The 25,352-nt window shown below is 60.3% G+C and carries 20 protein-coding genes and 3 pseudogenes; 10 read left to right on the forward strand and 13 right to left on the reverse strand.

Annotated features, from left to right (window positions below):
- Nucleotides 1-312 precede the first annotated feature (312 nt).
- Together ACMGFE_RS22865 and ACMGFE_RS22870 are read right to left on the reverse strand one after the other, a co-directional pair.
- Nucleotides 313-4,092, reverse strand: coding sequence for an ATP-binding protein (locus ACMGFE_RS22865; protein ID WP_436927590.1), 3,780 nt, complete (start codon nucleotides 4,090-4,092; stop codon nucleotides 313-315).
- Between the two features lie 350 nt (nucleotides 4,093-4,442).
- On the reverse strand, nucleotides 4,443-4,592 hold the full coding sequence (locus tag ACMGFE_RS22870; RefSeq protein ID WP_436927591.1) for a DUF7837 family putative zinc-binding protein: 150 nt from the start codon (nucleotides 4,590-4,592) through the stop codon (nucleotides 4,443-4,445).
- A gap of 442 nt (nucleotides 4,593-5,034) precedes the next feature.
- Between ACMGFE_RS22870 and ACMGFE_RS22875 the strand changes: the two genes are divergently transcribed.
- Entirely contained in the window at nucleotides 5,035-6,933 is a 1,899-nt protein-coding gene (locus tag ACMGFE_RS22875; protein WP_436927592.1) for a PAS domain-containing sensor histidine kinase, read from the forward strand.
- Nucleotides 6,926-7,378, forward strand: a complete 453-nt coding sequence (locus ACMGFE_RS22880) for a response regulator (protein WP_436927593.1) — start codon at nucleotides 6,926-6,928, stop codon at nucleotides 7,376-7,378. The genes ACMGFE_RS22875 and ACMGFE_RS22880 overlap by 8 nt, the downstream gene beginning before the upstream one ends.
- Before the next feature lie 390 nt (nucleotides 7,379-7,768).
- Here ACMGFE_RS22880 and ACMGFE_RS22885 read toward each other — a convergent pair whose 3' ends face one another.
- The gene (locus ACMGFE_RS22885) at nucleotides 7,769-7,954 is read right to left on the reverse strand and encodes a hypothetical protein (RefSeq protein ID WP_436927594.1); all 186 of its coding nucleotides are present in this window, start codon (nucleotides 7,952-7,954) and stop codon (nucleotides 7,769-7,771) included.
- A gap of 221 nt (nucleotides 7,955-8,175) precedes the next feature.
- Between ACMGFE_RS22885 and ACMGFE_RS22890 the strand changes: the two genes are divergently transcribed.
- Entirely contained in the window at nucleotides 8,176-8,466 is a 291-nt protein-coding gene (locus tag ACMGFE_RS22890; protein WP_436927595.1) for a PadR family transcriptional regulator, read from the forward strand.
- A gap of 191 nt (nucleotides 8,467-8,657) precedes the next feature.
- On the opposite strand, the gene ACMGFE_RS22895 is transcribed toward ACMGFE_RS22890, so the two are convergent.
- The 3 genes from ACMGFE_RS22895 to ACMGFE_RS22905 form a co-directional block, all read right to left on the reverse strand.
- The gene (locus ACMGFE_RS22895) at nucleotides 8,658-8,807 is read right to left on the reverse strand and encodes a DUF7837 family putative zinc-binding protein (RefSeq protein WP_436927596.1); all 150 of its coding nucleotides are present in this window, start codon (nucleotides 8,805-8,807) and stop codon (nucleotides 8,658-8,660) included.
- 401 nt (nucleotides 8,808-9,208) lie between these two features.
- Nucleotides 9,209-11,371 carry a type B DNA-directed DNA polymerase gene (locus ACMGFE_RS22900; protein WP_436927597.1) on the reverse strand — a complete coding sequence of 721 codons (2,163 nt, stop codon included), beginning with the start codon at nucleotides 11,369-11,371 and terminating at the stop codon, nucleotides 9,209-9,211.
- 310 nt (nucleotides 11,372-11,681) lie between these two features.
- A complete protein-coding gene (locus tag ACMGFE_RS22905; RefSeq protein WP_436927598.1) occupies nucleotides 11,682-12,587 on the reverse strand; it encodes a phosphatase PAP2 family protein in 906 nt (301 codons plus the stop codon).
- 199 nt (nucleotides 12,588-12,786) lie between these two features.
- On the opposite strand from ACMGFE_RS22905, the gene ACMGFE_RS22910 reads away from it, so the two are divergent.
- Nucleotides 12,787-13,182 carry an Ig-like domain-containing protein gene (locus ACMGFE_RS22910; RefSeq protein WP_436927599.1) on the forward strand — a complete coding sequence of 132 codons (396 nt, stop codon included), beginning with the start codon at nucleotides 12,787-12,789 and terminating at the stop codon, nucleotides 13,180-13,182.
- 110 nt (nucleotides 13,183-13,292) lie between these two features.
- Here ACMGFE_RS22910 and ACMGFE_RS22915 read toward each other — a convergent pair whose 3' ends face one another.
- From ACMGFE_RS22915 to ACMGFE_RS22925, 3 genes are all read right to left on the reverse strand, one after another.
- On the reverse strand, nucleotides 13,293-13,580 hold the full coding sequence (locus ACMGFE_RS22915) for a hypothetical protein (RefSeq protein ID WP_436927600.1): 288 nt from the start codon (nucleotides 13,578-13,580) through the stop codon (nucleotides 13,293-13,295).
- A gap of 200 nt (nucleotides 13,581-13,780) precedes the next feature.
- A complete protein-coding gene (locus ACMGFE_RS22920; protein WP_436927601.1) occupies nucleotides 13,781-14,104 on the reverse strand; it encodes a DUF8156 family protein in 324 nt (107 codons plus the stop codon).
- A 2-nt stretch (nucleotides 14,105-14,106) separates the two neighbouring features.
- Entirely contained in the window at nucleotides 14,107-15,075 is a 969-nt protein-coding gene (locus ACMGFE_RS22925) for a hypothetical protein (RefSeq protein ID WP_436927602.1), read from the reverse strand.
- Nucleotides 15,076-15,257: 182 nt separating this feature from the next.
- On the opposite strand from ACMGFE_RS22925, the gene ACMGFE_RS22930 reads away from it, so the two are divergent.
- The 4 genes from ACMGFE_RS22930 to ACMGFE_RS22945 all read left to right on the forward strand — a co-directional run bounded on the left by ACMGFE_RS22930 (nucleotide 15,258) and on the right by ACMGFE_RS22945 (nucleotide 18,363).
- Nucleotides 15,258-15,947 carry an SOS response-associated peptidase gene (locus tag ACMGFE_RS22930; protein ID WP_436927603.1) on the forward strand — a complete coding sequence of 230 codons (690 nt, stop codon included), beginning with the start codon at nucleotides 15,258-15,260 and terminating at the stop codon, nucleotides 15,945-15,947.
- Between the two features lie 320 nt (nucleotides 15,948-16,267).
- The gene (locus ACMGFE_RS22935; RefSeq protein WP_436927604.1) at nucleotides 16,268-16,909 is read left to right on the forward strand and encodes a hypothetical protein; all 642 of its coding nucleotides are present in this window, start codon (nucleotides 16,268-16,270) and stop codon (nucleotides 16,907-16,909) included.
- Nucleotides 16,910-17,011: 102 nt separating this feature from the next.
- The gene (locus ACMGFE_RS22940) at nucleotides 17,012-17,311 is read left to right on the forward strand and encodes a hypothetical protein (protein ID WP_436927605.1); all 300 of its coding nucleotides are present in this window, start codon (nucleotides 17,012-17,014) and stop codon (nucleotides 17,309-17,311) included.
- A 251-nt stretch (nucleotides 17,312-17,562) separates the two neighbouring features.
- Complete coding sequence (locus tag ACMGFE_RS22945; protein ID WP_436927699.1) at nucleotides 17,563-18,363, forward strand: S8 family serine peptidase; 801 nt, start codon at nucleotides 17,563-17,565, stop codon at nucleotides 18,361-18,363.
- A gap of 191 nt (nucleotides 18,364-18,554) precedes the next feature.
- On the opposite strand, the pseudogene ACMGFE_RS22950 reads toward ACMGFE_RS22945, so the two are convergent.
- A pseudogene (locus ACMGFE_RS22950) lies at nucleotides 18,555-19,040 on the reverse strand (Cdc6/Cdc18 family protein); the annotation flags it as partial.
- A gap of 161 nt (nucleotides 19,041-19,201) precedes the next feature.
- On the opposite strand from ACMGFE_RS22950, the gene ACMGFE_RS22955 reads away from it, so the two are divergent.
- Entirely contained in the window at nucleotides 19,202-20,458 is a 1,257-nt protein-coding gene (locus ACMGFE_RS22955) for an RNA-guided endonuclease TnpB family protein (protein WP_436927606.1), read from the forward strand.
- Nucleotides 20,459-20,548: 90 nt separating this feature from the next.
- On the opposite strand, the pseudogene ACMGFE_RS22960 reads toward ACMGFE_RS22955, so the two are convergent.
- The 3 genes and pseudogenes from ACMGFE_RS22960 to ACMGFE_RS22970 all read right to left on the reverse strand — a co-directional run.
- Nucleotides 20,549-20,851, reverse strand: a pseudogene (locus ACMGFE_RS22960) (AAA family ATPase); the annotation flags it as partial.
- A 47-nt stretch (nucleotides 20,852-20,898) separates the two neighbouring features.
- Nucleotides 20,899-22,251 carry an RNA-guided endonuclease InsQ/TnpB family protein gene (locus tag ACMGFE_RS22965; RefSeq protein WP_436927607.1) on the reverse strand — a complete coding sequence of 451 codons (1,353 nt, stop codon included), beginning with the start codon at nucleotides 22,249-22,251 and terminating at the stop codon, nucleotides 20,899-20,901.
- A 117-nt stretch (nucleotides 22,252-22,368) separates the two neighbouring features.
- Nucleotides 22,369-22,590: pseudogene (locus tag ACMGFE_RS22970) on the reverse strand (AAA family ATPase); the annotation flags it as partial.
- Nucleotides 22,591-23,049: 459 nt separating this feature from the next.
- Between ACMGFE_RS22970 and ACMGFE_RS22975 the strand changes: the two are divergent.
- Nucleotides 23,050-25,341, forward strand: coding sequence for a bacterio-opsin activator domain-containing protein (locus ACMGFE_RS22975; RefSeq protein ID WP_436927608.1), 2,292 nt, complete (start codon nucleotides 23,050-23,052; stop codon nucleotides 25,339-25,341).
- Nucleotides 25,342-25,352: the final 11 nt, after the last annotated feature.

Below are 25,352 nucleotides of genomic sequence, written 5' to 3' on the forward strand. Positions count from 1 at the left end.
CTGTTCGTCGGCACCACCGGGGTACGGGTGGTTCTGCAGTCCCCGACTGCTGGCCCCACAGCTGAAATCAGTCTGATTCGTGATACAAGAAAGTTGCCGTGACGCTGCTGTCGAGACTCGAGTCCCAGCGAACTGCTACGGCGATCCGTGGCAGAAAATTCAAATGTGTGATATTACGAATCGGGGACCTTTCCCGCCGATCGCTGGCTCGCAAATCACATATGGAAATTTACATAAGGGCAATCAAAGTCTGTTCCGTGGTCTGACCTCAGTACCTCGGGCATGGTCCAAACGTCTCGCTCACTCCGCTGCCTAAAGGAGCTCGTCGCGCATCTGCTTCAGTGTATAGATGCCGGTAAAGCCGGGCTGGTTGATCCGGAACGAACGGGTCGGCGTCGTGTCGGCGTAGGTCTTCTCGACGCGGGGCTCGCCATCGAGCGGGTCGTTGAGCGCGGCGAGAATTTCGTGGGCGTCATCGGTCGTCATCGTGAGCCAGATCGCTTCCGCGGGGTCACAGGCGGCCATCTTGTCGTAATCCGCGGGCACCGCCCGGCGAGTGTCGTGGTTGATGCGTTCGACCTCGACGGCGACGACGATATCGCCGTTCTCGTCGAGGGCAACGACGTCCAGCCGATGGCGCTCGAAGTCGTCGGCTGCGTCGTCCACGTCCTCGTCGTCGCCGAAGAAGGCGTCGGCGTCGATCGACCCCTCCTTCAGGTCGTAGTAGGGGCGTGCTGTCACTGCCGCGGAGTCGGGATCATTCACGAACTCACGAGTGAGCCAGCGGAGGGCGACTTCGATACCCATCACGTGCTCGGCCGACTCGTCGAGATCGCCCTTACCGTGGCCGAACGCGACGCCGTGGCGGTGCGATTCCTGGATCACGGCCCGGCCGTCCGGCGTGACCGAATAGAGCCGGTGAGGATGTTTCGTGTCCTCGCGGACGAGCCCATCGTCGATAAGCTGGGTGACGTCGTCAGTGTCGACGCCAGCGTACTCCTTGATCCGGTCCATCGAATCGTAGACGATGTCGTACTCCGGATGGTCGTAGACCCGCTGTTCGACGTTGTAGACGGCCTGCATGAAACAGAGCTGTCGGGGTGAGTACTCCGCGTCCACGATCTCTTCGGGCGAGAGTTTGAGGTTCAGTTCGCAGATGGGGAAATCGTCCAGGTCGACGTCGGCCATCGAGTGACAGCAGTCGATCGCCTGTATCATCCCCTGCGCGCTTGCATTATAGCGATTGTCACAGCCCTCACAACGGATCGCGTGGGCGCTCTCGTCGTAGTCGACGCACTCGGGGAGTCGCTTCGTGTAGGGGAGCAGCGTATCGACACGCGGTAATGCGTCGGTGTCGACATCCTCGTCCGCGGCGCCGAACTCGTGGTCGACCGTATTCGGTTCGCCAATTTCGATGCCGGCCTCGTCGCGAGTCCGTTCCTGCAACGCTTCTACGGCATCCTCGAAGGCACGTCTGTCACGGCCGACGAGCGTGTCGTCGCTGGCGGGGTGGCCCGGTGGTGCTGGCAGGGACTCGCCGAGGAACGGGCGGACCGAGGGCTCGCCGAAGCCCGCACCGGGGCGGACGAGCCACTCACCGCGGCGTAGCGCGCCCAGACGGCGCTCGACGTCGCTGGGGGACATATCCCCGGTCGCGAGCACGTCGGGCAGGTGGCGGTCCACGGCGACGTTCCCGACGACGAACGTGGCCGTCTCGTTGAGCGCCTCGCGATACGTGTTGTTCGCCGGGTCCGGCGAGTCCAGCTGTTCGAGGAACTGCACACCGAGGGTCACCGACAGGTCGAAACTCCGACCCTGGGCGAGCAGCGTGTCGACGAGTTCGGTGTCGGCGACGTCTTTCGCTTCTTCGAGGTAGAGGTTGACCTGCGGCGTGTCCGCGTCGCTCGGCGTCCGCTCTTCGCGGGCTTTGAGCGCCGTCCAGAGGTTCGACAGGAGCACGAGCGTGAGCGTCCGCTTAATGCGCGTCTCCATCCCCCCAAAGTCGAAGACGACCACCGTATCCTCGTCGACGACTTCGGTGAAGTCGAAGCGGGCGTCGTCGCCCTCGGGAACGTGGTCGAACAGTGGTGCGAGGCGAGCGTCGGTCGCGATCGTCTCGACGCGAGAGATAGCGCCGCCCAGCACCTTCGTGAAGACGTCGCGGTCGCGTTCGAGCAGTCCCGAGAAGTACGTCTCGAAGGTCGGGTCGGACACGGAGGGCGGCGTCTCCGACCCCTGCGTCCGCTGCAGTGCGTCGTAGAGTTTCGAGTGGGCGAAGGCGTCCGACCCGTGGACGGGGTCGTACAGCGCCCGCAGGTGGTTCCGGATCACTCTGGGGGATTCGGTCGCGTCGTCGTACGTGCCGGCCGACATCGCCCCCCGAAGGATCTCCTCGTAGTGGCCGGTCTTCCGCGAGCGAGCTTCCTCGCGGGGCAGGCCCGCGTCGAGCAGCGGGCCGATGTCGAAAAAGGAGAACGCCGGGAGGACGCTGGTGAGGTCGAAATAGCGGACGTCGTCGAGGTCGCCCTGCGTGGCGTAGTGGGCCTGCAGGTACTCCTGGGCGGTACCCCCGCCCTTGTAGTCGAAGAGGACGTCCGGGCCGTCCGTGGCGTCCAGATTCGACAGCATGGCGCCGATCGTGAGGACCGACTTCCCCGATCCGGTGTCGCCAACGATCACCTGGTGGCGGGGTTGGTTTTCTGGTGGGAGTACCAGCGGGTCGTCGACGGGTTGGCGGTCGCTCGTCAGCGGGCGGACGAGCGCCATACCCGGTGGCTCGTAGCGCTGGAGTTTGCCCGGTGGCGGGAGCGCGATACCCGTGCGCTCGGTGTGGCGGATCCCGACGGCACGTTGGCCGGTCGGGGTGAGCGCGCCGCCGTCGAGCAAGCACACGCCTGGGAGCTCGTCTGGAGTGACGACGAGGGCCGGACTGGTGAACGTTCGCCGGATGCGGTTCCACGTGCGTTCGTAGGCGATAGGATCGTGGACGCGGTCGCACAGCGCCGCGAAGCACTCCGTGCCCGGGCCGTCGCCGGTGTCGCCGTCCGCCTCGACCGTCCCCTCGACGCGATGGAACGAACCGTTGAGCGGGCTGAGTGCCGAGGCGAGACTCTTGGCGATGTTTGCCGGAGGGCGCCCGGTCTCGTCGGGAAAGACGACGGCGCGGGCCGTCACCTGAAACGTCCAGTGGGTGTCGCGCTCGTGGAGGCCGTCGAGGCGTTCCTGGTCGTTGGCCGGTGGTTCGTAGGCACGGTCTTCCTCGACGGGCCGTGGGAACAGCGCCTCCCTGAGTTTGCCACCGAGCGTGGCCGTGCCGGTTTCGAGCGCGAGTTCGTACTCTTCGACGTCTGGCGAGATGTCGCGGTACGGTCGGCACAGCACCTGGTAGACGACCGGTGCGTCGGCGTCGCGCATCGTCTCGACGAGCGTCGTGAGCGGCAGTCGGTGGGTGTCGCCCGTGGTCGCGTGACTGTCGTTCGTTAGTTGGCTGAAGGGCGTGAGCGGCGTCTGCCAGTCGCACGGTCGCTGGGCGTGACCACGGTAGTCGACGCCCGCGAGCGGCGGGCTCTCGGCGTCGGCCGATGGCGTGGACTCCGTCCCTGTCGTATAGAGGTGGGTGAGATCCGTCGTTGGTGCCAGGTTCGTGATGTCGCTGGGGTGCCACGCGACGGTCTGGAGTTCGTAGGTGTTCGGGACCGCCGTCCGGAGTATCCGTTCGAGTTCGTCGTGGCGCTCGTCGTCCGTGATGCCGACGAGATACCGGACGGCCGTGTCCTCGTTGCCGTCGGCGAGCAGGAGCCACTCGACGCTCGGTCGCTTGGCTTGCCCGCGAAGCTTGTCGCGGAGCCGTGTCTGGGTGGCGCGGTCGAGTGTGGAGTACAGTTGCTCCATCGCCTGCCCGACGGCCCGTGGAGAGAGCGGCGTGTCCGTCGGTCGGATTTCGACGTAGGTACGGGGATCGGGTGAATCCGTGTCCTCGGCCGGGCTGGGCTCGGTCTCTTCGACGGGGACCGGGAGCGGCCGTGGTGGGCGTGTGACTTGTTCGGGTTCGGTCGGTGCAGTCGACTCTGGGGCATCTCGTTCACTTGCCATCGTTGGTGTGGGCGTCGCTGTCGGGTAGTTCGAAGCGACCGATCAGCGTACATGTTGGATGTTTAGTGTTTACGTGTTGAATGTTTCGGCTCAGGTAGAGAGTCGAATCCGAACGCCCCCGCGCGCTCGTACCGCCGCGCCTCGCTGCGCTCCAGTGGGTGCTTCCGTCGGCGGGGCGGCGACGAGCGCACGGCCCCGTTCGATGGCCCCGCCCGGCGTGGACTGTGGCGAGAGCTTCGGGCGGAGTCTTTGCCCTGAGGGCTTTCAGTGGCAGATCTCGCTGCACTCAGTAGTCCTCAGTCAGGTTTGTAGTGGATTGGCTACCGGTATATTGGCATCAAGGGACCCTTCTATTCGGGATGGACCACGGTCTCACAGTCGGGACATTCGGCGTAGTAATTGAGACCGTCGTCGGTCTCGTATTCGACCAGCACGGGGACGCCGAACAGAGCGGACCCACACTCCTGGCAACGTCCGATTCGGTCGGGACTCTGTTGCATTGGAATCACCCGGAGGGGAACGAGCGTCTGTGACACTCGTGAGGACTGGATCCGCTACCAGACTGATCGACGGGTTTGCACTTTATGGTCCGCTGAGCACGGTGAAACTGGAACCAGCTTACGGAAGCTCTCTAGTATCGCTTGGGATTCATGAACATATTGTAGAATGAAAGAAAGCAGACAATGAAGACATAGAATGTCTCGATCACCTTGCCTTGGCAGGTGATACCGTGCGATGGCCACCATCGAACGGACTCAAACGGGAAACCGGACCCCAAAATCAGTAAATAGTATTCTCAGGGGGTCAGGACAGAGAGCGAGCCCCTCTCTTCAACTTCGCGAGAGGGATCAAATTGGTCCCTCTTATTGCTCGTCCGAGGACTGATCATTGAACCAGTAGAGCCACAGCAGACTTATCCAATTTAGACCCTTTACCACTGGCATGAGTGATTTGGGGGATATCTCAGAAGAGGACTTTTTGTCAGACCCTACTTTCATCGAAGGCATCGTCGAAACGAGTCCGGTCGGAATTGCAGTCGTCGATGCCAGCGGGACCGTGTCGTTCGCCAATGAGCGTGCCGAGGAGATTTACGGTCGCTCCCGCCAGGAAATTACCGACTTCTCTCACGACGACCCACGCTGGGATCTCGTCGACAGAGACGGCGATCCGCTCGCGGACGGAGAGGCTCCCTTCGACTACGTCGTTGCCGAGGAGAAGAAAATACACGATCGAGTCCTCGGCCTCCGACGCCCCAGCGGGGAACGCGTCTGGCTGTCGGTCAATGGCGCTCCGCAGTGGGACGACGACGGCGAGCTAGCCGGGGCCGTCTTCGCGTTCGAGGACATCACCGAGCGACGGCAACGCGAGCAGGAGCTTCGGAGGAAAGAACGGCGCTATCAGGCTGTCTTCGAGGATCCGAACATTCTCGTGGCGTTGCTCGAACCCGATGGAACGGTCATGGACATCAACCAAACGGCAATGGAGTATGTCGATGCAGATATCGAGGACGTGACCGGCGAGCCGTTCTGGGAGACGCCCTGGTGGGGTGACGGTGACGAAATACACTCAGAGGTGAAAGAGTGGACTGAGAGAGCGGCTCGCGGCGAATACGTCGACTTTGAGGCTGATCTTACCCGGCCCACTGGAGAGAAATACACGGTGAGGGGATATTTCCGGCCCGTCATCGACGATGGCGAGGTTGTCTCGATCATCGTCTCGGACCGTGATATCACAGAGCAGAAAGAGCGTGAGCGTGACCTCCGCGATGCAAAAGCACAACTGGAAGCAGCAACTGAGGCAGCCGCCGTTGGTACCTGGGAGTGGCACGTGCAGGAGGACTCGATGGTCATGGGGCCCTCGTTCGCGACCACGTTCGGGATCGATCCAGACGACGCACGGGAGGGGATATCGCTCGATCGATACGTCTCCGCTATCCACGAAGACGATCGTGAGCGAGTCGAGGCGAAGGTCGAAGAGGCGCTGGCGTCCTGTGGCGAGTACGAGGAGGAGTACCGCGTCTGGAACGACGAGGGTGAACTCCGGTGGGTCGTTGCCCGCGGCCGCGTCGAGTGCGATGCGGACGGGAACCCACTCACATTTCCCGGCGCTGTGACTGACATCACCGAACGCAAGGAGTATCAACACAAACTCGAGGAGTCGAACGAGCGACTCGAACAGTTCGCGTACGCGGCCAGTCACGACCTGCAGGAGCCGCTGCGGATGGTTTCCAGCTACCTCCAACTTCTCGAAAAACAGTACGGCGACGAACTAGACGAGGACGGCCAGGAGTTCATCGACTTCGCTGTCGACGGCGCCGACCGAATGCGCGAGATGATCGACGGGTTGCTCCAGTACTCCCGCGTCGATACCCGCGGGGACCCGTTCGAACCTGTCGCCCTCGACGACGTGTTCGTGGACGTCCGCCAGGATCTGCAAGTGAAAATCGAGGAGACAGAAGCGGAGATCATCGCCGAGGATCTGCCCCGTGTGTACGGCGATCGCAGTCAGCTCAATCAGCTGTTCCAGAACCTGCTTGAGAACGCTATCAAGTACAGCGGCGACGCGCCGCCCCGGATGCACGTCGCTGCCGAACGTGACGGGACCGATTGGGAGATCTCGGTCGAAGACGAAGGCATCGGTATCCCCCAAGCGGACGCTGACCGGGTGTTCGAGGTGTTCCAGAGCCTTCAGGGGCATGAGGACGCCGGGACGGGCATTGGACTGGCACTGTGCAAACGCATCGTCGAGCGCCACGGCGGGGATATCTGGGTCGACTCCGAACCCGGCGAAGGGGCAACGTTCTCGTTCATATTGCCCGCAGTAGGCGAGGCCGATGAGTGAGCGGGACGGGGGTCCGCCCGATGTCTTGCTCGTCGAAGATAATCCCGGCGACGTCCGACTCACTGAGGAAGCGTTCAAGGTGGGGAACATCGCCAACACCCTCCACGTCGTGACCGACGGCGCCGAGGCGCTGGACTTTCTCTATCATCGTGGCGACCACAAGGATTCCCCGCAGCCAGGCGTCATCCTTCTTGATCTCAACCTCCCACGGAAAAACGGCCAACAGGTGCTCGAAGAGCTACGGGAAGACGACGCCCTGCAGAGTCTCCCGGTCATCATCCTGACGAGTTCGGAGGCCGAAGAAGATATCGTCAAGTCGTACGATCTGGACGCCAACGCCTACCTCACGAAGTCGACGGACCCCGTTGAGTTCATCGAGACTATCCAGCGATTCAAGACGTTCTGGTTAGAGAGCGTCCGACTCCCAGCGGGGAGCGGTGGGTGATAGCCAATCACGACCTTGTTGTCCTTTTCGAGGACGTCCCGGAGACATCTATTATTAGGGTAGTTTTACTTAAACATCTGAAGCGCGCGAAGTACTGAATCAGCGCTGTCTATTTAGCATTGGTTATAAAGAACTCTCAAATTGAAGGTTCAATAGATTCTATCACTTCGTATTCTGCTGTAACTGTTGAGCGACCACTTATCGCAGGAGACCAATCTGGCAGTGACATAGGACTACGGTTTAATCCTATCGAGAAGGTCAGCGTGCCGGTAGGCGCGCCTGCAGTCGTTGCAGTACACCATCTGCCCGGCTTGGCCGACAAGATCGTCGTGGTGTTCCGGGCACAGTCCTTGAGCCAACTCAGCGTCCGTCGTGATCGTCGCGTGGTCATTACTCGGCACGGTCGATCCTCCGGCAGTAGTCGGCAGCCGCTACGGCGGCGGTTGGCCCCTTACCTTCGATGTCGACGCCGCCTTGCGTGACTATCCACTTGTCGCCCCGGTCTTCGAGCAAGAGTGTCGTCATGTGCCTGCGCGTGTGGTCGGCATCGGTTGCCTCATCGAGTGTCGAACTCATATCTCAACGAAGAGCAACTCGGGATATAGACGCCAGCCAACACCGGAGCGGAACTGGATCCACTTTCACTGTCGGTAGTTACATTCTTTCACTCCACGTCGAGAGACCGTCATCTCTGATCTTCTATGAGACGACGAATCTGCACAACCGTGCTCTCGTCCCGAATATGCCGGACTCTCGATAGAATTAACCGTCTGGCAGTCCTATCAGGAACTAGTCTAATGTACGACCTCACGGGATTCCAGCGCGACCTGTTGTACGCGATTGCCGGTCAGGAAGAGCCACACGGCCTCGCGATCAAAGAAGAGCTCGAAGCATACTACGAGAAAGAGATCCACCACGGGCGCCTGTATCCGAACCTCGACACACTCGTCGACAAGGGCCTCGTCGAGAAAGGCGAACGCGACCGGCGAACCAACTTTTACAGCCTCACCCGACGCGGACGCCGGGAGATCGAAGCCCGACGAGAGTGGGAAGCCCAGTACGTCGACGCGGATGGCGAGCCCACGTAAGCAGCACTCGAGAAATCATTCGGTGTATCGGTCACGACTGCTCTACGATTTCACCATCGTCGATATCCAATCCCGATTCGAGTTCTTCGAGTTAGTCTCCCCCTCGTCTTGGAGCTTCTGCGCCCGCTCGAACGAGACCTCCTCATCTTCGAGTTGTGCGATGATCGTTCCGAGACGGTTGGTCTAGACCTCTATACAGGATGGACGACCGTCTCGCAGGCGGGACACTCCGCGTAGTATCTGTGTCCGTTGTCGGTCTCGTACTCGACGATAACGTCGGCAGGAACGAGCGCCGACCCACATTCGGGACAAGTACCGAGCGGGTCGATGTTGGACTGCATGGTTGTGAACCCTCAGGGGAGCGTGGCGTGTGACACGTGTGAGGACCAGTCGTCCTCAGGTGGCCCATCAACCGGATGGCATATAAATGTCGGGACTACGGTGTGAACGTGAACGTACCGGACAACAGATGAGACATGACTGTCCTGGATGGCGGGCTTCAAATGTGGCTTTGAGTGACTGTCTTTCGACTCTCGCACAAATCCTTCTATGGATTCGTGATCCAATAGTTCGGATATCAGCTGCTACGTACCATCTTTAACTAGACTAGTTGTCTCACTAGATGTCGGGCTTCATCTGCGGCGGCGCATGCTCGTCTGTTCGACGCTATACTGTCCTCCCAGCCCATTCCCGATAGTCGTCGCAGGCCCGAGAAAATGGCCCGACAGCTGGGTTCGTGCGTTCATTCACCGGCCGCACCGAAGGCATCGAGCGTCGCATCTTGCGTCGGCGCGAGTTCCTGCCGGATGTCCTCTCGGTCCCAGCCGATCGGCGCGAGGACGCTCCCGACGGCGCGGATCAGCAGCGTCCGATAGTAGTCGGCATCGTACGTGTCGATGGGTTCGTGGGCGAGCGCGACCCGATCGCGAGACGTTTTCTCGTCGTCGACGACGACGTACTCGATATCCTGGCCGGGGTGAACGTCGAGGTCGCGATCCTGAGCGCGCTCCAGGGCGGCGACGTTCTGTGTGTACTGTGTGTAGGCGTCGGCGGGCTTCGACACGCGATTCCGTTCGACGAGGTCGGCCGAGTCGACGCGACCCGCTTCGAGTCGGTCGATGGCCCCCTCCAGTCGGTCGACGACGGCTTCGGGTGACCGGTTCTCATCGAGGACGGCGATACAGTCACGCTGGACACGTTCGACGAACGGCGGAGTCGAGCGCTGGCGGGCTTCGATACCGCGTGTCTTGTACCCGTCGTCGTCCGCGCGCTTCCCGAAGTACTTCGTCAGCGCGCCGGCGTCGCTGTCGCGTTGGGGGACGAACGCCACCCAGTCGTAGGCCGCCTCGTATTCGAGGCGGATACCGATTTCATCGGTGAGGGCGGTGGCGATGGAATCCAGGGACTCGCGCTCGCTGGCCGCGACGTCCGGTGCCGGTGTCACCCAGATGGAGTCGACGATGCCGTGGACGACGTCCCAGCCACCGGCTTCGAGGCGCTGTTTCGCCCGCAGGAGGATCTGCCGGGCGTAGGCGTTGATGGCCTCATGGCACTCGATACGGCCGAACTTCGCGTTGCTGAAACCCTGATAGCCGAAACAGGCGACGAGGATCCACTTCAGTGCGTCCGAGCGTCCCTCGAGTTCTCGGAGCCGCGCCTCGTCGGGGTCGTCGCGCTTTCGCTCCTCGGCGATGGCAGCCTTGATCGCGTCGCGGTCGTCAATGATCGGCTGGAGCACGTCGACGAGATACCCTCGTTCGTCGCAGATGGAATAGTGGAGCTCGGGGACGTCCGCGCGGTCGCGATGGCACTCACAGCGGATGACATCCGGTGAGACATTACGAGTGCAGATGATGTTCGGGTAGAGGCTGGAGAAATCGAGTTCGTGGACGTCTTCGTGTACCCCGACGTCGGGGGCGAAGATGAACCCGCCACGGTCGGCATCGTGGAGCGTCCCCATCGGCTTGAAGAACTCGTGGCGCCAGGAGTTCCAGGGCGTCAGCACGCCGCGATCGGTCGCTTCGCGGATCTGGATGGCCGTGAGCACGTTACCGATCGACGCCCACGCGAGTTCCTGTAGCGGCTTGTGCGACCGTCCGACCAGGTCGATGATGCCGTCGAGATTCGTCTCCCCGTGGAAGAAGGTGTTCGACTCGTCGACGATCGCTCGGCCAGGGACGTTGTAGCGGGCCGGGGAGTGGCCGACGCGTCCGTAGCTCGAGTACGTCGACCGCCCGGCGAGTTGCTGGTAGTCGACGTCCGGCCAGCGACTCAGCATGAACTCGTCGACCCCTGCGTCGGCGGCCATGTCGTGCAGTGTGGGCACGAGGTCGCTCGTCGAGCAGACGAGGACATCCGGGTCGTGTTCGTCGACGGCGGTCTGGACGGCTCGAACGATCGCAGTCGGCGAGCCCGTCACAGACTCGCCAGCGACGGTGAGTTCACCGTAGCTGTCGCCGCCCGTCTCTTCGACCGGGACGGCCAGCCGGAGTGTATTGAGATCGGCGGTCGGTGTCGGGTCAGTGCCGGTCTCCAGGCAGTAGCGAAACTCGCGGGTGAAGTCAACGTTGAAGCAGGCCAGCTCCCCGACGGGATACGCGTCGAGCTGGCGTGCTTGCCGAGCGAGCGGCGTGACGCGGTCGACGTGAGTAACGTCGACGGCGAGGACGCGTTCGGCGTCACGACGAAAGCCCGGCCGGCGCTCGACGAACTCGGGCGCCACGACGTCCGGGTGGCGATCGTAGAACTGGCGGAGCCGTCCGAGGTCGAGGTCGGCCTCTGGATCCCGAGGGGCGACATAGAACCGCGGCGTGTATCCCTCTCGCACCGTCACCTCGGCGCCGTCGGCGGTCGCCGTCCATTCGAGGACGCGCCCGTCGTCAAGGAAGTCGATCGTGTAGGGCATCAGGTATTCATATCCTCCAACACTCGAGAGAACGTCGGAAGTCACGATAAGCCGTGGCGTGTCGCTTCCGGGTTTCAATAAAGGAGCGAGAAGAACACAAACGACCCTGTTCCACATTCAGTAACTACTAGTAGACGCTATTGTGTCGAAAATCGCTGCACTGCAGGCGACTGTAGCAGGATAGTATCCTATATTGGTTATCTCTATCAAGTCTGCTGGATTAGAAACAATCTCAACAGAGCGCCCTTCATTTCACGTCGAAGTTACTGAACCAGCCGGTCACTACACACTGCTTACGGCACAGAAGATGTTAGGCGTGTCGTTCACCCAGTAGCGGGGCCCCCACGACCCCACCAACGGCCACGGCAGTTCCGAAAAATGTGACGGGGAGCGGCGGTTTGACTGCCGACAGGACAGCGAATAGTCCGGCTACGAGACCGAGAACGAGAAATCCCGCGAGCACTTCGCGCCTGTTCGTCGGATGTGCCGGCGTGGTCTCAGCGACTGCGCGCCACACGATCCACCCGCCGACTGCGCCGCCGATCGCTGCCACGCTGTCGAACGTGATGCCCACCACCAGCCCGAGTAGTCCGATCCCAACTGCGACGAGGAAGACCCGCCCGGGATCGCTCCCGGTATCGGCGAACCAGTAGAGTGTCCCGAGGACTATCACGCCGAGTCCGACACCGATGACGACATCGATGGCGTAGTGGACGCCGAGGATCAGTCGAGAGACCGAGATGAGAACGACGAGTGCAGTAGCGACGCCAATCCGCGTCCGGAACGAGCCCCGATGGATAACCAGCGCCAGACCGCCCCAGACCATCGTACTTCCGAGAGCGTGACCGCTCGGGAAACCCGGTCCGTCCGCGGTCGTGATACTATCGAGAATTACAGTGAACGCCGCTGGAAGCCATTGCAACATAATCGGTTCGGCGGCACCCGGCGGTCGCGGAAGTTGGAAGATGTTCTTGAGGACGCCGATGAGAGCGACGTACGTGAGTACGAGTCCGAACACAAACAGACCGTGACGACGCTCGATCCCCCAGCGGGGAAGTTCATCACCGGCGACGTAGAGGCTGCCACCGAGCAGAAAGAGAAACCACCCATCCCCGAGTTGAGTAATCACACCGAACAAAACAATAGTAGGCCACTCTGCAGCGTCGTGAAGTGCGTCTGTGATCCCGATGCCACGCCCATTTCCGAACACGTCCATTGTGCATGCGTAAGGCTGCAATCGTGTTATGGTCTTCTCCCTGTACTGATCGCTATCTCAATATCCGTGAGAGGGTAGTGAGGCTCTCTGTACGGAGAGAGACGGGTTATCTACCCGGGACAGCACGACGTTGCTTGTACGGGCACGTTACCGGCCCTCAATTCCCTAGCTATTTGATTTACTCCACTGATAGACTGGTATGAAGCGCCGAGCCCTCCTCTCGATTTGCGTTGCAACTGTGATCGGTGGTTGTCTCGGAATAGGGCAACAACAGCCGAAACTCGCCTGGATCTGGCTGCAAAATCACCAGACAGAGCGCTACGAAATCGACGTAGCCGTACTGGATGACGGCGAGACAGTATTCTCGGATGCCTACCAATTAAACCCTGCTAACGAGGAGATGACTGATCTCCGCTTGACCGCCCCTGTTGAGGGCTCGGGACAGTACGTCGTCCGGGCGACAATTCGGGGAGAAACATTCGAAGTCGACGTGACCGATGTCGATGACGGAGCTGCCGAGTGCGTCGGCGCTCAGTTTGCGATTCGCAACGACGGAACTATCGAATCAGAAGCAGCGGTATTACAGCAGTGTTAGTGTAACACCTCTACTGGGCAATCCGAGTAGTACGACAGGCCGACACTCAACACTGAGCAGCATATGTGTCCTTCAAGGCGCTGTCTCTGAACTATCAGGTCAGTGTGGGCTTAGGTACCGGCCGAGTAACGGCCGTACTGGTGGGCGAGCCACAGGAGTACTACCGGGATTACAACGAACTTCAGGACGTCGAACAGCATGCTATAGAATACAATCGTTTCACCGATGGATCCAATCTCAGGAAGCCACACCGGGAATCCCGATGATCCCTGGCGAACACCATCGACAGCGATCGTGAGCAATCGCTCACCAATCAAGACCATGGCTAACAGGCACAGAAGGACGATTCCCGGCTGACGGAGAGACGGTTCCTCACGGGACGACGCTATCAGGGCCATTGGATTATAATAGTCCTTGTTTTATATAATATTTGTGTCATTTCCATCGTTCCTCTAATTCCGATTGTTATCGCTACGGACTTTATTGACCGATACCTGTGCCACCTATATTGACCGCACCCCGGGATGAATGTGTCTCCTACAGAGGATTGCAACAGAGCCGGTCTTTTCGATACCGAACACAACGGTTTCGAGTACCGTCATTGGCCGTCCCGGTCGTGATCGGCGTGGCGCGACTGCCTCTCGTCCCCCTCTCCGCTCTTTTCGACCGCGGCTTCGAGCGCTTCGAGACGCTCGGCGTGCTCGTCGAGTCGGGCCTCTTGTTCGAGGTCGATACTGAGCAGCGCGGGGAGGAGCGGTGACTGGTGGTTCAACAGTCCGCTCGCGTCGGCGTGCTCGCGGGCGTAGGTGAACAGCCGGTCGAAGCGGGGTTGGTCCTGCCGACGGAGCGCTTTCCGGAACGATCGCCAGCGCTCCTCGATCGCCCGGAGTGCGTCCCGGTAGGTGGGTTTCGTCCGACCCATCGCTATCGCCCGCCCGCGCCGACCGGGCCCGTCCAGGCGTCGAGCAGCGGATCGGCGGTGAGCGACTGGGCCGCTCCGTCGACGGTCACGCCCTGGCCGACCGCGTCGTCGGTGTCGGGTTGGGCTGGGCCTGCTGGGGCGAGCCCGACGGCCGAGGCCCGCGCGTCGAGCAACTGGCGCCAGTAGGCGAACGTCGTCTGATAGTACGCGCCGTCGCCGACCGGGTAGACGAACGTCTCGAACTCGCCGTCGACGAAGCGGGGTCCCAGCTTGGTCTGCTCGCACTCGAGGTGGCGGTCGGCAATGGTCTCGATGGGCGCGGTGAACTCGTCGGCGGTGGTTCGCGTGAGGAGGACGGGCACGTCGTAGCCCGTCGCATACTCCCGAAGGCGTGCGAGCCCACGGGCCTGGAGTGTCCGGGCGTGGGCGTCTCCGAGCGTGTCGTCGGCCCGGTACTGGGCGTCGAACGCTGGCGCGACGACGAGCGACGGCGTCTGTGCGGGGGCGTCGGCGTCGGCCGGCGAGTGGTCCTCGTTCCTGGTGGGGGTGGCGAAGGGGTCGATCGACGTCGTCGCCTGGATGTGCCGATTGACGGCGGCGGGCAGGTCACAGAGCGCGCCGTAGTGCTGGTAGGCGGTGAACCCGCGGGCGACGTGGACGCGGTCGAGCAGACGCTGGCTCGGAGCGAGTTGGGCCAGTGACGTCGTCGTCGCGTGGCCGTCAGCGTCGACCCAGAAGGCCGGCCCGTCGTGCAGCAGGAGGTGGTCGAGGACGAGCGACTGGAGGACGGGGACGCCCCGTGCGCCCGTGACGTCCAAGAGCGTGAGTCCAGCTTCTAGCGAGGGGAGAAAAAAGTCCTCGCCGGCCGGATCGGTGTCGCTGGCGAGCGTCCGATTCTGGTCGGCGGCCCGGACTGGCCGGTCGACGTTCAGCCGGTCGGATGTTGTCTTGGACCGCGTGTGCTCTGACATATCTGACTAGTGGGACGTATTCAGGATAAGCCGACGCGTGTCCCTTCCGGGTTTCAGAGAATGGCCACGGCGATACGCCGATCCCCGTTACGTCCAGCGGTTTTGCTGGTGCCTTCGAGGGCTTCCGAGAGCACTTCCAGGCAGGACGGGCGTTCAATAGCCCGGGACCCGAAGGGGGCGGTATGTGTGGTCGGACATCGCTGTTCGTTCCCCAGGACGACCTCGAAGATCGGTTCGACGCGACGGTCGTCACCGATGGCGGGTACAGGCCGCGGTACAACATCGCGCCTGGCGACCCGCTCGAAGTCATCACGAACCAGTCGACCGACGCGATCGACCAGTACCACTGGGGACTCATCCCCGAGTGGGCGGATGAGCCCGAGGAGGGCTTCATCAACGCGCGCTCCGAGACGGCGGCCGAGAAGCGTGCCTTCGCGGACGCCTGGGAATCGCGGCCGTGTCTCGTGCTCTCGTCGGGCTTCTACGAGTGGCAACAGCGAAACGGCGGACCGAAGCAACCGTACCGCATCTATCGGGAGGACGATCCCGCCTTCGCGATCGTCGGCCTGTGGGAGACCTGGACAGGCGACGACGAGGATGTCGCCTGTGTGACAATCCTGACGACCGAGCCGAACGACCTGATGGCGCCGATCCACGACCGAATGCCGGTCGTGTTACCTGCTGACGCCGAAGACCAGTGGTTGACTGCCGACTCGGACGAACGCGCCGAGCTCTGTCGTCCGTATCCTGCGGCAGATCTGGACGCCTACGAAATCTCGACGCAGGTGAACAATCCGGGCAACGACGAGGCGACCGTGATCGAACCCCTTGGCCACGATCAGTCGGGACTGGGGGAGTTCGGGCCATCTTAATTCAGGGTGTATCGCTGTGACTACGTCGTTCGAAGCTCATACCCGGACATTCACTTCCATCGAAGCCGGTATTCGAAAGGGAAGAACGATTATCTCGTTTGTGCGCGATTGATGCTGAACTCTGACGACAGTTCCCAATACAGGGCATATAGGTCACGCGGAATCTGTAGAGATTCCGTGGGTTTGATCTGTCGATACAGCAGCAGCAATCATCTCGGCAAAACCAATCATTTTTCGATTGTTCTGACGAAGCAAGCGATTCTGGCAGTATAGCTTGATGAAAATATTAATACGGTAATTCCTCTATGACTGCTATCATAATGGAAGATGACCACAGTGACCGCCTCGTTGATGAGTGGTTGACCAACGAGGTGCTCACCGTTGCCGATGCGGCACTGTCCGATGTTGACCTTACCAGGGCTGACGTGGAACCGGTCGTCTGGGAGGGCGTCTCACTGGGAGTCAATACCGAAGGTGGTGACCACCAAGTAGATGCTCATAAAATCTACAGCGATGGTATCTCTGCTGAATCGGTGAAGAGTTCAAATATCTCGTTCAATGTCCACGACTTGGTACAGGTACTCTTGTCTTCAGCGGCCACGGTGGGCGCCGCCCTCGCGCCAACGGGCGGTTCGCAACTGCTCGCTGCGACACTCGCTCTCGGCGTCATTCACTCGGTTAAGATGGCCGCGACCGAAGAACTCGATGTTGAGGACGCGGCTGTCTTCGTAGCGATGCATCGAGGAGCTGACGGCACGATTGTCACCAGATCTGATCTCCGTGCGGAACTCGATTCTTTTGTGGCGGAAATCGAAGTGCCGGTCAGTATCAGTGATGACCAGTTGGACCGTTCACTTGACCGTCTTCTACGCATTGATGCGGTTGAGGTACTGGATGTCGAGTCTGAACCACGATATCGCCCGATAGAGGACTATTCTGTCACGTTTGACGATGATGGTTGAAAATGGGAAATCTCACGGCATTTTCTCCTCGAATTCAGAATGATCGACCGAGAACATACCAGCACAAAGCATTTATCTCCGTCTTCTCACTAGTAAGCATCCATGAGCCACCAGAACGCTTGGGGGCCAAATATCGAGTTCGTAGACGGCGAACTCGAGGAGTATCTCAGGCACGATTCGAGCGGTCCGAAGCGAGTATCCGTGATGATCCGGCCAGCCGATGATAGAGATGATACAATCGAGTTAATCGAGGAAGCAGGCGGGCGAGACGTCGAACCACTCGCAACAGAATCTATTAGCGCCGATATCTCGGCGACGGAGCTGGAGTCGCTCATGCGGTCCTCAGCCTTTGAGGCCGTGGAGTTAGTCCGCCCGCTACGAACGTTTGATTCGGGAAACTGACTTCAGGGGGCGGCGACGCTCCCGACACACACCGTGAGTACATCCTCGACAGTTACCTCCGGGGCCTCAACGCGACCGGGGAAAGGCTCGAAAACGCCGGTGAAAACCTCGCTATCGGCATCGCGGATTCAGCCAGCCATGTAAAGACTGATGGCGATTTCACAATCCGGGACGGTGCCGATTACTACCCAACGCGGCGACGCGACCCACTCGGCCACGGAACAGACATCTTTGACCTGCTCGGCCACTACCTGCCAGCAGCCGAGTTTCGGTTCTACCGTGTCATCGGTGGCCACAAAGCCAGATATCGACGGAACGACAATCTTGTTCGGGCCATTGCAGCGGCCCGTGCTGATGGAATCGATGTTTTGAATATCTCGGGTGGTGCCACTGACGTGCCGGACGACCCGGCTGCCATCTCTAACCAAGAGATCAATAACCTTACGGGTCGTGGTCTGACCGTCGTCGCTTCGTGTGGGAATTTCATTGAGCAGAACGTTGAAAATCCAACCTCTCCGGCGAAGAATAAGCACGTAATTGGTGTCAGCGGGTACGAACCACAATGTGATTTCGCTACTAGCGATCCGCCGACGGAGCTTAATAGCGGACGGTATGCTGTCACGGTGCCAGATATAACCGATGCCGTCGATAGTGAACCAATTTATTGCGGCTACGAGGACTACGATTCTGGTGGCTGTCTAACCTGTAGTCAGTGTGAGCTTGACGAGGCGGTTTGGGAAGGAAACGTACAGTACGACCTCGAGAACGGCAAGCCGGACGTGCTGGCGCCAGTAAAGTATCCAACTGTCTCCCGCCGTAACGTCCGTCAAAAAGTAGGAACAAGTTATGCTGCACCGATTGTGACAGCGGCGGTAGGTCGTTGTCTCAGTGCTCTGGCTGATTTACGGGACCCATCCAGCGAAGAGATACGCAAGAAAATCAGTCAGACAGGCATCGATATCGGCGCCGAACAGGGTTGCAAGCTGGATGCGACAGAGCTTGAAGCGGCCCTCAGACCCTCCTCAGTGTCGTCAGTTCTGTCCGCGGAGTGAGAGCCATTATCTTAGCCGTGGTGTTCCCGTTGCTGATATGGGCTTCAATCGTCAACGTTGTCGGCCCCCGCTCTGAAACGATCTGTCCGTAATCGCTGAGTGCTATTGTTTCCCTCGAGTGGGCGAACTTTGGAACGGCAGTTACTGTTTCAACTCTCTTGAGGGCAATCACACATTCTCTGCTGGCATCACTATTGCATCGCCGATGTCGCCGTCGCATCGACGAGCGCGTACTCCCTATCGCGACTCGTTCCCTCCGCTTTGATCAGGTTGTACTGGGTCATCTTCGAGAGGTAGGTCCGGATCGTCCGTTGGGTCCGTGGGTCGTCGACGCGGTCACTGTAATAGTCGTGGATTTCACTCGGGCCGACGGGACCGTGGTCGCGGACGATGTCGTAGACGACCTGCTGGTGGGGCGTCAACGCGTCGAGGTTCTTCTGCTTGATCTGCGCTCGGGCGTCCGCGGCCGCATCGAGCAACAGATCGTCCGTAATGCGCTCGCGTCCTTCGCGGTCTGCCTTGCTCGCGGCCGTGCGGAGGATGCCGATGGCGAGGCGGGCATCCCCAGCAGCAGCGTCGGCGATCCGGTGAAGCTGGTCACTCTCGATGGCGTCGGGGTCCAGTCCCCACTTCGCTCTCGCGCCGAGGATGTCGCGGAGTTGCTCGTCGTGATGAAGATGCAAGCGCATATCCTCGTCTTCAGGTGGGGGTCAAGCGGATAGTAGCGTGAGTATTCACGGTTCTATGTGGGCCTGGATCCCCATCACTTCCAGTTTTACTTTCACTCTGGATGGCAGAGTCTTATTGCGATTCTGGCCGACGTGACTGATACCGGGGAATGCCTGCGGTGACTAAGACGCTCGAACTGCATCTCATCGATCCCAACGCGCACAAAGAGCGCAAGCTTCGCGAGACGAGCGACGCGTACCAGCAGGCACTTCAAACTGCTTTCAACGCCAACTGCACTACCAAATCCGCCGTCAACGACATTGTTATCGAGTATGACCTGAGTGGCTACGCGAAAAACGCCCTCAAGCAGTACGTCCCGCAGCTTTGCGGTGACAGTTACGACGCCGACGAACTCCACGACGAGCACCCGGTGAAGTTCACCAATGAGGGCATCCGACTCGACCACCAACCCCAAAACCACTACGAGTGGTATGCTAAAATTCCCCATCACGACGACTACCACCTCTGGTTTCCTGCCGCCCCAAACCCCGAGCAACGCCCGTGGCTGGAAGCGTTGCACGCGGGTGACGCCGAGATGGGCGAATGCCGCCTACTCGAACGCAACGGGAAGTGGTATCTACACATCACTGCGTCCCGCGAGGTCGAAGCACTGTCGGCGTCCGATACGGAGTGGACGCCGGTTGGGGTGGACATCGGGGATGCTGCCTTAGTCACGGTGTGTCATCGTGACGAGCGCTCCACCCCGACCGCTCCCGACATTTATAGCGACGAGGCATCTCAGGTGCGGCACCTCCGCAAGACGTACTTCACGGCCACGCGCCGCCTCCAGCGGCGCGAGAGCGAACGAATCATCGAGGAATACGGCGACAGCCTGTGGGAGCGCATCGACCACATCATCCACCGCGTCTCGCGACAGGTGGTTGAACGCGCCCAACAGGTCGAGAACCCCGTACTGGTGCTGGAGAACCTCCAGTACATCCGTGAGAACATAGACTACGGCGCGTTCATGAACCGACGCCTGCACGGCTGGGCGTTCGCCAAACTCCACGCGCAGATCCAGTACAAAGCCGAAGAGACAGGGATTCCCGTTGCAACGGTGAATCCGCGGAACACGTCGAAGGAGTGCCACGCCTGTGGCGAGCTAGGAACCCGTCCCGAGCAAGGGACGTTCTGCTGTATGAACGACGAGTGTTGGGTCGGAGAGTACCAAGCGGACGTGAACGCCGCGCTTAACATTGCAGACCGCTACCGTAGCGGAGAGAGTCAGCTCCAACACAATCGGGATTCCGGGCAGAAGGCGGCTGGCGATGACTCGGCTACGGATGGGGCCTCATTAACCGGGCCACAAGACAGCCACTCCGAGGGCGAAACCCGCCCGGCGACGAGTGGAACGAATGCGTCTTGAAACCTCGAAGGGTCGCTGAGACCCGAAATCTCGTGGCGGGATTCTACGACATTCACCCGTGGAGGAGGTCAAAGCTGTCCATGCGGACGTGCTCGCTCGCAGGCGACTCACGGGGCGGTCGTCAATCCGGCTGAACAGTTGCTCCTCGGTGTTGGCGATACAGATCAGTGCGAACTGTGGGAGGCTGTGCAGGTCGTAGATGACCTCGGGGTCTTCGAGCTGGTCGACCTCGTCGAGGATGACGACCCGGCGTGGTCCCTCGTAGCGTTGCAGCCGGTCGACGAGTTCGTCGTGGGGCGTGGACTGGCGATGGATGTCGAGCGTCTCGCCGAGGTCGTCGAGAATCTGGTAGAGGGCGCGATAGCGAGTGTAGTTGCGCCAGCAGTTGACATGACATCCTCCCCGTCGTGGATGACGGGGTTACCTCCGTGGGATCTTGGCTATGCCGATTCCCCGGACGCAATATTTCCATCACGTTGGATGGTACTCGGGTCTGTGCGCTGTTCTTTGGGACTTTCCCTTGTGGGAGAGTGTGATAACTCCGACCAGTGGTGGTCGTCCCACTCGAACCGCACGGGCCGTGCCATCGGCCTGACTGCGTTGTTTGTATACCGCTTTAGGAACGTTTCTGACGCTGTAAGGTCGGCGTGACCCTCGAACCCGCACGAACAGGTGAGCGTGTCCTGCTGTCGTGTCGTTCGACCTCTTGAACCACATTGCGGACACTCTTGGCTAGTCCATGCTTCTGACCGAACCTCTACAGAAATGCCGAACTCCTCGGCGGTGCAAGTCAGCCGCTCGGTGAACTTCTTGAACGCCCAGAAGTTGTGGGTCTTGGCATTGGTTTCGACCGACCAATGCGTCTCCAGCACGTCGGTCAGCCCACCAATATACACCGTGTCCACGCCGTTCTCGTAGAGTCGTTCCAGCAGGTCACGACACAACGCTTCTTGGGCATGGTCGCGGCGACGGGTTCGCTTGCGGTACAGCCGCCGAATTCGTTTGCTACTGTACTGTCCGTCTTCGAGTTTCGACTGTAGCCGGGCGACTTCTTGCGTCGTCTCGCGGAACCGCTGAAACAACTCGCGACCTTCGTACAGGTATTGCTCGCCTGTTGTGGTAGTACACGCGACGAGATTATTCGCACCAATATCTAAAGCGGCCTTCTCTGCGGCCAGTGGAGTGTCCCGTGTATCGTCACGGACAGTCACGGGTTGCGAAGCTCTGAACGTGCAATCAGTCTCGTCGTACCATAGGTCTAACCGGCCCTGTTTCTCGTAGTCGGGCCAATTCGGGTTACCAGCGATTTCAAGCCGGAGACGCCCGGTATGGTCGTATCGGTCTTTCAACTCGCTCCCGACCAGAATCTCAAGCCGGGACCGCTCGCCCCACTCAACCGTGTACGACGTGTTACGAATGACAGTCTTAAGTTGCCGTCCATCGTCCTTGTTGCCACGAAATCCTGGTGGTTCGGGGTGTTCTATGACCGATGTGTTCGAGTCGTCATAGTACTGCTCTTTTAGTCGGAAGAAGCCGCGCCATGCTTCGCTGTTCTTCCGTATGACTTGTTGGGCAGTGGACGCACCGAGTACGCCTTTGTACTTCCCTTCGACTCGGCCTGTATCGGCGTCCCACACGTCCTTCCCCTCAAAGCCATCCTCACCGTTGTACCGCATGAGGCGTTCGTAGTTAACTTCGTTCCAGAGAGCGGCCGAAGCGTCCAACAAATCCCGCAGGAGATGCTCTCCGCTTTCAGAGAGCGGTCGCACGGCGAACGTGTTGGTACGCTTCATCAGCCGCTCTAACATACGTTCGCTTACGACTTGAATGTCAGCCATCCACAGTGAAAGTAAAGCTCGTTCCATCCCGCTGGAGACGCCATCTCCAGAACTCTGTCACTGACGCAGATTGGTCGACTCGACGTGGAGGACCTCCTCGCGGAGGCGTTCGGCGACGAACTTCGAGATACAGGTCTTGCCCGCGCCGCTGGGGCCGGTCACGAGCGCAGTGTCGGTCGGCTCGTCGTTGGTGACCGGTTCGAGGACGCTGGAGAGGTGATTGACCTCGGCGTCGCGATGCTCGACTTCTCGCGGGACGAAGCCGGCACGAAGGACGCGAGCATCGCGGATCATTCTGGTACCCCTTGGTTTCGGCTTCGGCTACAAAAACGTACACGGGGTGTTTCCGGAAAGGCAACTGTTTTTGGAAATTGTCCGGAGATTCCCTCGCTTGCCTGCGATTTGCCGTGGTGTCGGCGTGCTTTCCGGGATCGTCTCGTTTGTCGCTTCTGGAGAGTTTCGGTCCTCGACGAGGAGATGTCTTATGTAACGTACGCTAATTGTTGTCGCGGCGGCTGTTACATAAGACTCTTCTCCGTGTAGTCCCGCGGCAGCTGTGCTCGCAACTCAGTGCACGTGACGGTGAGGACGAGGGGATTGGAACGATGTACTGCGATTTTTATTGCCAATCTGAATCAGTACCTTATTCAAACATTTAATTTAGGTTTGTGAAGGATCTCGGACCGTCAAGCGATTGATGTCACGATCCTGTTCCGTCGACGGAATTTTGTACTGTGATACCAATCCACATATATGGGTTCGGATTCGGGTTCAACAGGCGATATCTACGCCGAGACGCTGGCCGTTTTCGACCGGCGACCGGATCAGTATGAGCCGCTCACGACGCCAGAGGTGGCAGCAGCCCTGGATGCCGAACGGCGGACGGTGTACCAGCGATTGACACGGTTAGTCGAGCGCGACGCTCTCGAAACGAAGCAAACCGGTGCGAATGCCAGGGTGTGGTGGCGGCCCATTGATTCACCCTCGCCTGTGGAGACAGCGTCAGCCACCGACACCAACGTGTCAGAGTCGACTTATTCTGACGGTAGCCGGGTTCCCGAGCAGCCATCGACAGATCTGCAGGGCGCCGCGTGGTCCAGCGATGCGGAGCGGTGGGCTCGAGCAATGCGATCGATGATCGACGGGGTCGCGGTCGTCGACGACAGCGGCAAGTATCGATACGCCAACAGCACGCACGCAGCCGTGTACGGGTACGAGGATCCGACGGCATTCCTCGGCGAGCACTGGGCCATGTGCTACGATGACGACGAACTCGAGCGATTTACGCAGGAAATCATCCCAGCCGTTCACCAATGCGGTGGCTGGCGCGGTGAAGCCACTGGCAAACGCAAGGACGGAACGACCTTTCCGGAAGAACTCTCGCTGACTGTGACCGACGACGGAGGCATGGTCTGCGTCGTTCGTGATATCACGGATCGCAAGGAGCGCGAGCGACAACTCCGTGAGGCTCGGGAGTTCAACGAAGAGCTGGTCGAGCAGGCGCCGTTCGGTATGTTCCGCTTGGACGAGGACCTCCGCATTACCTACGAAAACCCGCGAGCAGAGGAGATCATCGGACTGCCCGACGATGTGGAGTCCTCGGACGCGATCGGCGTTCCGATCAATGAACTGCCGCCTATCGTGGAGACAGGTCAGGCAGATCTCTTCGAAACGCTTCTAGATGGGGAGACGATCGAGTTCGATTTCCCCTTCGAATCGATCTACGGGAAAGAAGCGTACTTCACTGGCCGAGCTGTACCGGTGTATCGGGACGACGAGTTCAACGGGGCGATCCTGATGGCCACCGATATCTCGGAGCGCCGACAGTACGAGCGAACGTTAGAGCGCCAGCGTGAGCAACTCGCGGCGCTCGATGAACTGAACGACGTCGTTCGCGGGATCACGGATGCGGTCATCGACCAACCAACGCGGTCGGCGATCGAGCAGGTCGTGTGTGACCGCCTGGCCAAGTCTGATTCCTACCGGCTCGCCTGGATCGGCGCTGCCGATGCCGAGCATCACCTGGACGTACGAGTTGCGACCGGTACCGATGGCTGTCTCGGCGAGGTCGCAATCACGTCTGGCTCGGACATGCCGACCGAGAGAAGCCCGATCGAACGGGCAATCGCCACCCGAAGCATACAGGTGCTCCAGCACACACAAGGGAACCCGTCGTCAGATCGCTTCGGTGAGCATGCACGCGAGTTCGGGTATCGGTCGGCGGCGGTCATTCCGATCGGCCATCAGGGCGTGATGTACGGCATCCTCGGCGTCTACTCGGAACGACCTGATGCATTCGCCGAAGCGGAGCGAGAAGTGATCGGACAGCTCGGTGACGTGGTCGGGCACGCCATTGCTGCTGTCGACCGCAAGCGAGCGCTCCTGAGTGACGAGGTCGTCGAACTCGAGCTCCAGATCCCGACGTTGGGAGACGCGACCTCCGTCCCGACAACCGACGGGAGCATCTCCATCGACAGGATAACACCACTTCGCGGTGACGAGTATCTGTTGTACGGCCGGGCAGCTCTGGATGCCGTGACCGTCCTCGAGACGTTTCGTGAGCAGCGCCCTGAGTGGGGGACCGTCGAGACGTTCGACGAACGGGATGGCGAGGTCCGATTCGAACAGCATCTGTCGAACGAACCGATCGTTTCGACCATCGCCGCCTATGGCGGGAACTTCACTCAAGGATCGATCGAACAGGGGGCGATCAGCGTAACTGTCGAACTCCTCCCTGGAACAGACGCTCGAAGGATCATCGAGACCATCCAAGACACCCACCCGGGCGCTCAGATCGTCCGACAGCGGCAGGCGACCCGTGAGACCGCTACGTCGGCTGACTTGGTACGACAGCTCGTCGAGAGCCTGACCAATCGGCAGCGGGCGGCGGTTGAGGCAGCTTACTTCGGCGGGTATTTCGATAGCCCGCGACTACGATCAGGAGAGGAGATCGCCGCCTCACTCGATATCCAGGCATCGACGTTCCATCAACATCTCCGGAAGGCTCAGCGGAAACTGTTCGAGATTGCGTTCACCGAACTCTGACTCGGGAGGCA

This window comes from Halosimplex amylolyticum (genome assembly GCF_051414035.1).
Classification (GTDB): domain Archaea; phylum Halobacteriota; class Halobacteria; order Halobacteriales; family Haloarculaceae; genus Halosimplex; species Halosimplex amylolyticum.

Excerpts from the sequence above, each read along its gene's own strand:
- ACMGFE_RS22865 (WP_436927590.1), bottom strand. The coding sequence starts at position 4,092 with ATGGCAAGTGAACGAGATGCCCCAGAGTCGACTGCACCGACCGAACCC.
- ACMGFE_RS22870 (WP_436927591.1), bottom strand. The coding sequence starts at position 4,592 with ATGCAACAGAGTCCCGACCGAATCGGACGTTGCCAGGAGTGTGGGTCC.
- ACMGFE_RS22875 (WP_436927592.1), top strand. The coding sequence starts at position 5,035 with ATGAGTGATTTGGGGGATATCTCAGAAGAGGACTTTTTGTCAGACCCT.
- ACMGFE_RS22880 (WP_436927593.1), top strand. The coding sequence starts at position 6,926 with ATGAGTGAGCGGGACGGGGGTCCGCCCGATGTCTTGCTCGTCGAAGAT.
- ACMGFE_RS22885 (WP_436927594.1), bottom strand. The coding sequence starts at position 7,954 with ATGAGTTCGACACTCGATGAGGCAACCGATGCCGACCACACGCGCAGG.
- ACMGFE_RS22890 (WP_436927595.1), top strand. The coding sequence starts at position 8,176 with ATGTACGACCTCACGGGATTCCAGCGCGACCTGTTGTACGCGATTGCC.
- ACMGFE_RS22895 (WP_436927596.1), bottom strand. The coding sequence starts at position 8,807 with ATGCAGTCCAACATCGACCCGCTCGGTACTTGTCCCGAATGTGGGTCG.
- ACMGFE_RS22900 (WP_436927597.1), bottom strand. The coding sequence starts at position 11,371 with ATGCCCTACACGATCGACTTCCTTGACGACGGGCGCGTCCTCGAATGG.
- ACMGFE_RS22905 (WP_436927598.1), bottom strand. The coding sequence starts at position 12,587 with ATGGACGTGTTCGGAAATGGGCGTGGCATCGGGATCACAGACGCACTT.
- ACMGFE_RS22910 (WP_436927599.1), top strand. The coding sequence starts at position 12,787 with ATGAAGCGCCGAGCCCTCCTCTCGATTTGCGTTGCAACTGTGATCGGT.
- ACMGFE_RS22915 (WP_436927600.1), bottom strand. The coding sequence starts at position 13,580 with ATGGCCCTGATAGCGTCGTCCCGTGAGGAACCGTCTCTCCGTCAGCCG.
- ACMGFE_RS22920 (WP_436927601.1), bottom strand. The coding sequence starts at position 14,104 with ATGGGTCGGACGAAACCCACCTACCGGGACGCACTCCGGGCGATCGAG.
- ACMGFE_RS22925 (WP_436927602.1), bottom strand. The coding sequence starts at position 15,075 with ATGTCAGAGCACACGCGGTCCAAGACAACATCCGACCGGCTGAACGTC.
- ACMGFE_RS22930 (WP_436927603.1), top strand. The coding sequence starts at position 15,258 with ATGTGTGGTCGGACATCGCTGTTCGTTCCCCAGGACGACCTCGAAGAT.
- ACMGFE_RS22935 (WP_436927604.1), top strand. The coding sequence starts at position 16,268 with ATGGAAGATGACCACAGTGACCGCCTCGTTGATGAGTGGTTGACCAAC.
- ACMGFE_RS22940 (WP_436927605.1), top strand. The coding sequence starts at position 17,012 with ATGAGCCACCAGAACGCTTGGGGGCCAAATATCGAGTTCGTAGACGGC.
- ACMGFE_RS22955 (WP_436927606.1), top strand. The coding sequence starts at position 19,202 with ATGCCTGCGGTGACTAAGACGCTCGAACTGCATCTCATCGATCCCAAC.
- ACMGFE_RS22965 (WP_436927607.1), bottom strand. The coding sequence starts at position 22,251 with ATGAAGCGTACCAACACGTTCGCCGTGCGACCGCTCTCTGAAAGCGGA.
- ACMGFE_RS22975 (WP_436927608.1), top strand. The coding sequence starts at position 23,050 with ATGGGTTCGGATTCGGGTTCAACAGGCGATATCTACGCCGAGACGCTG.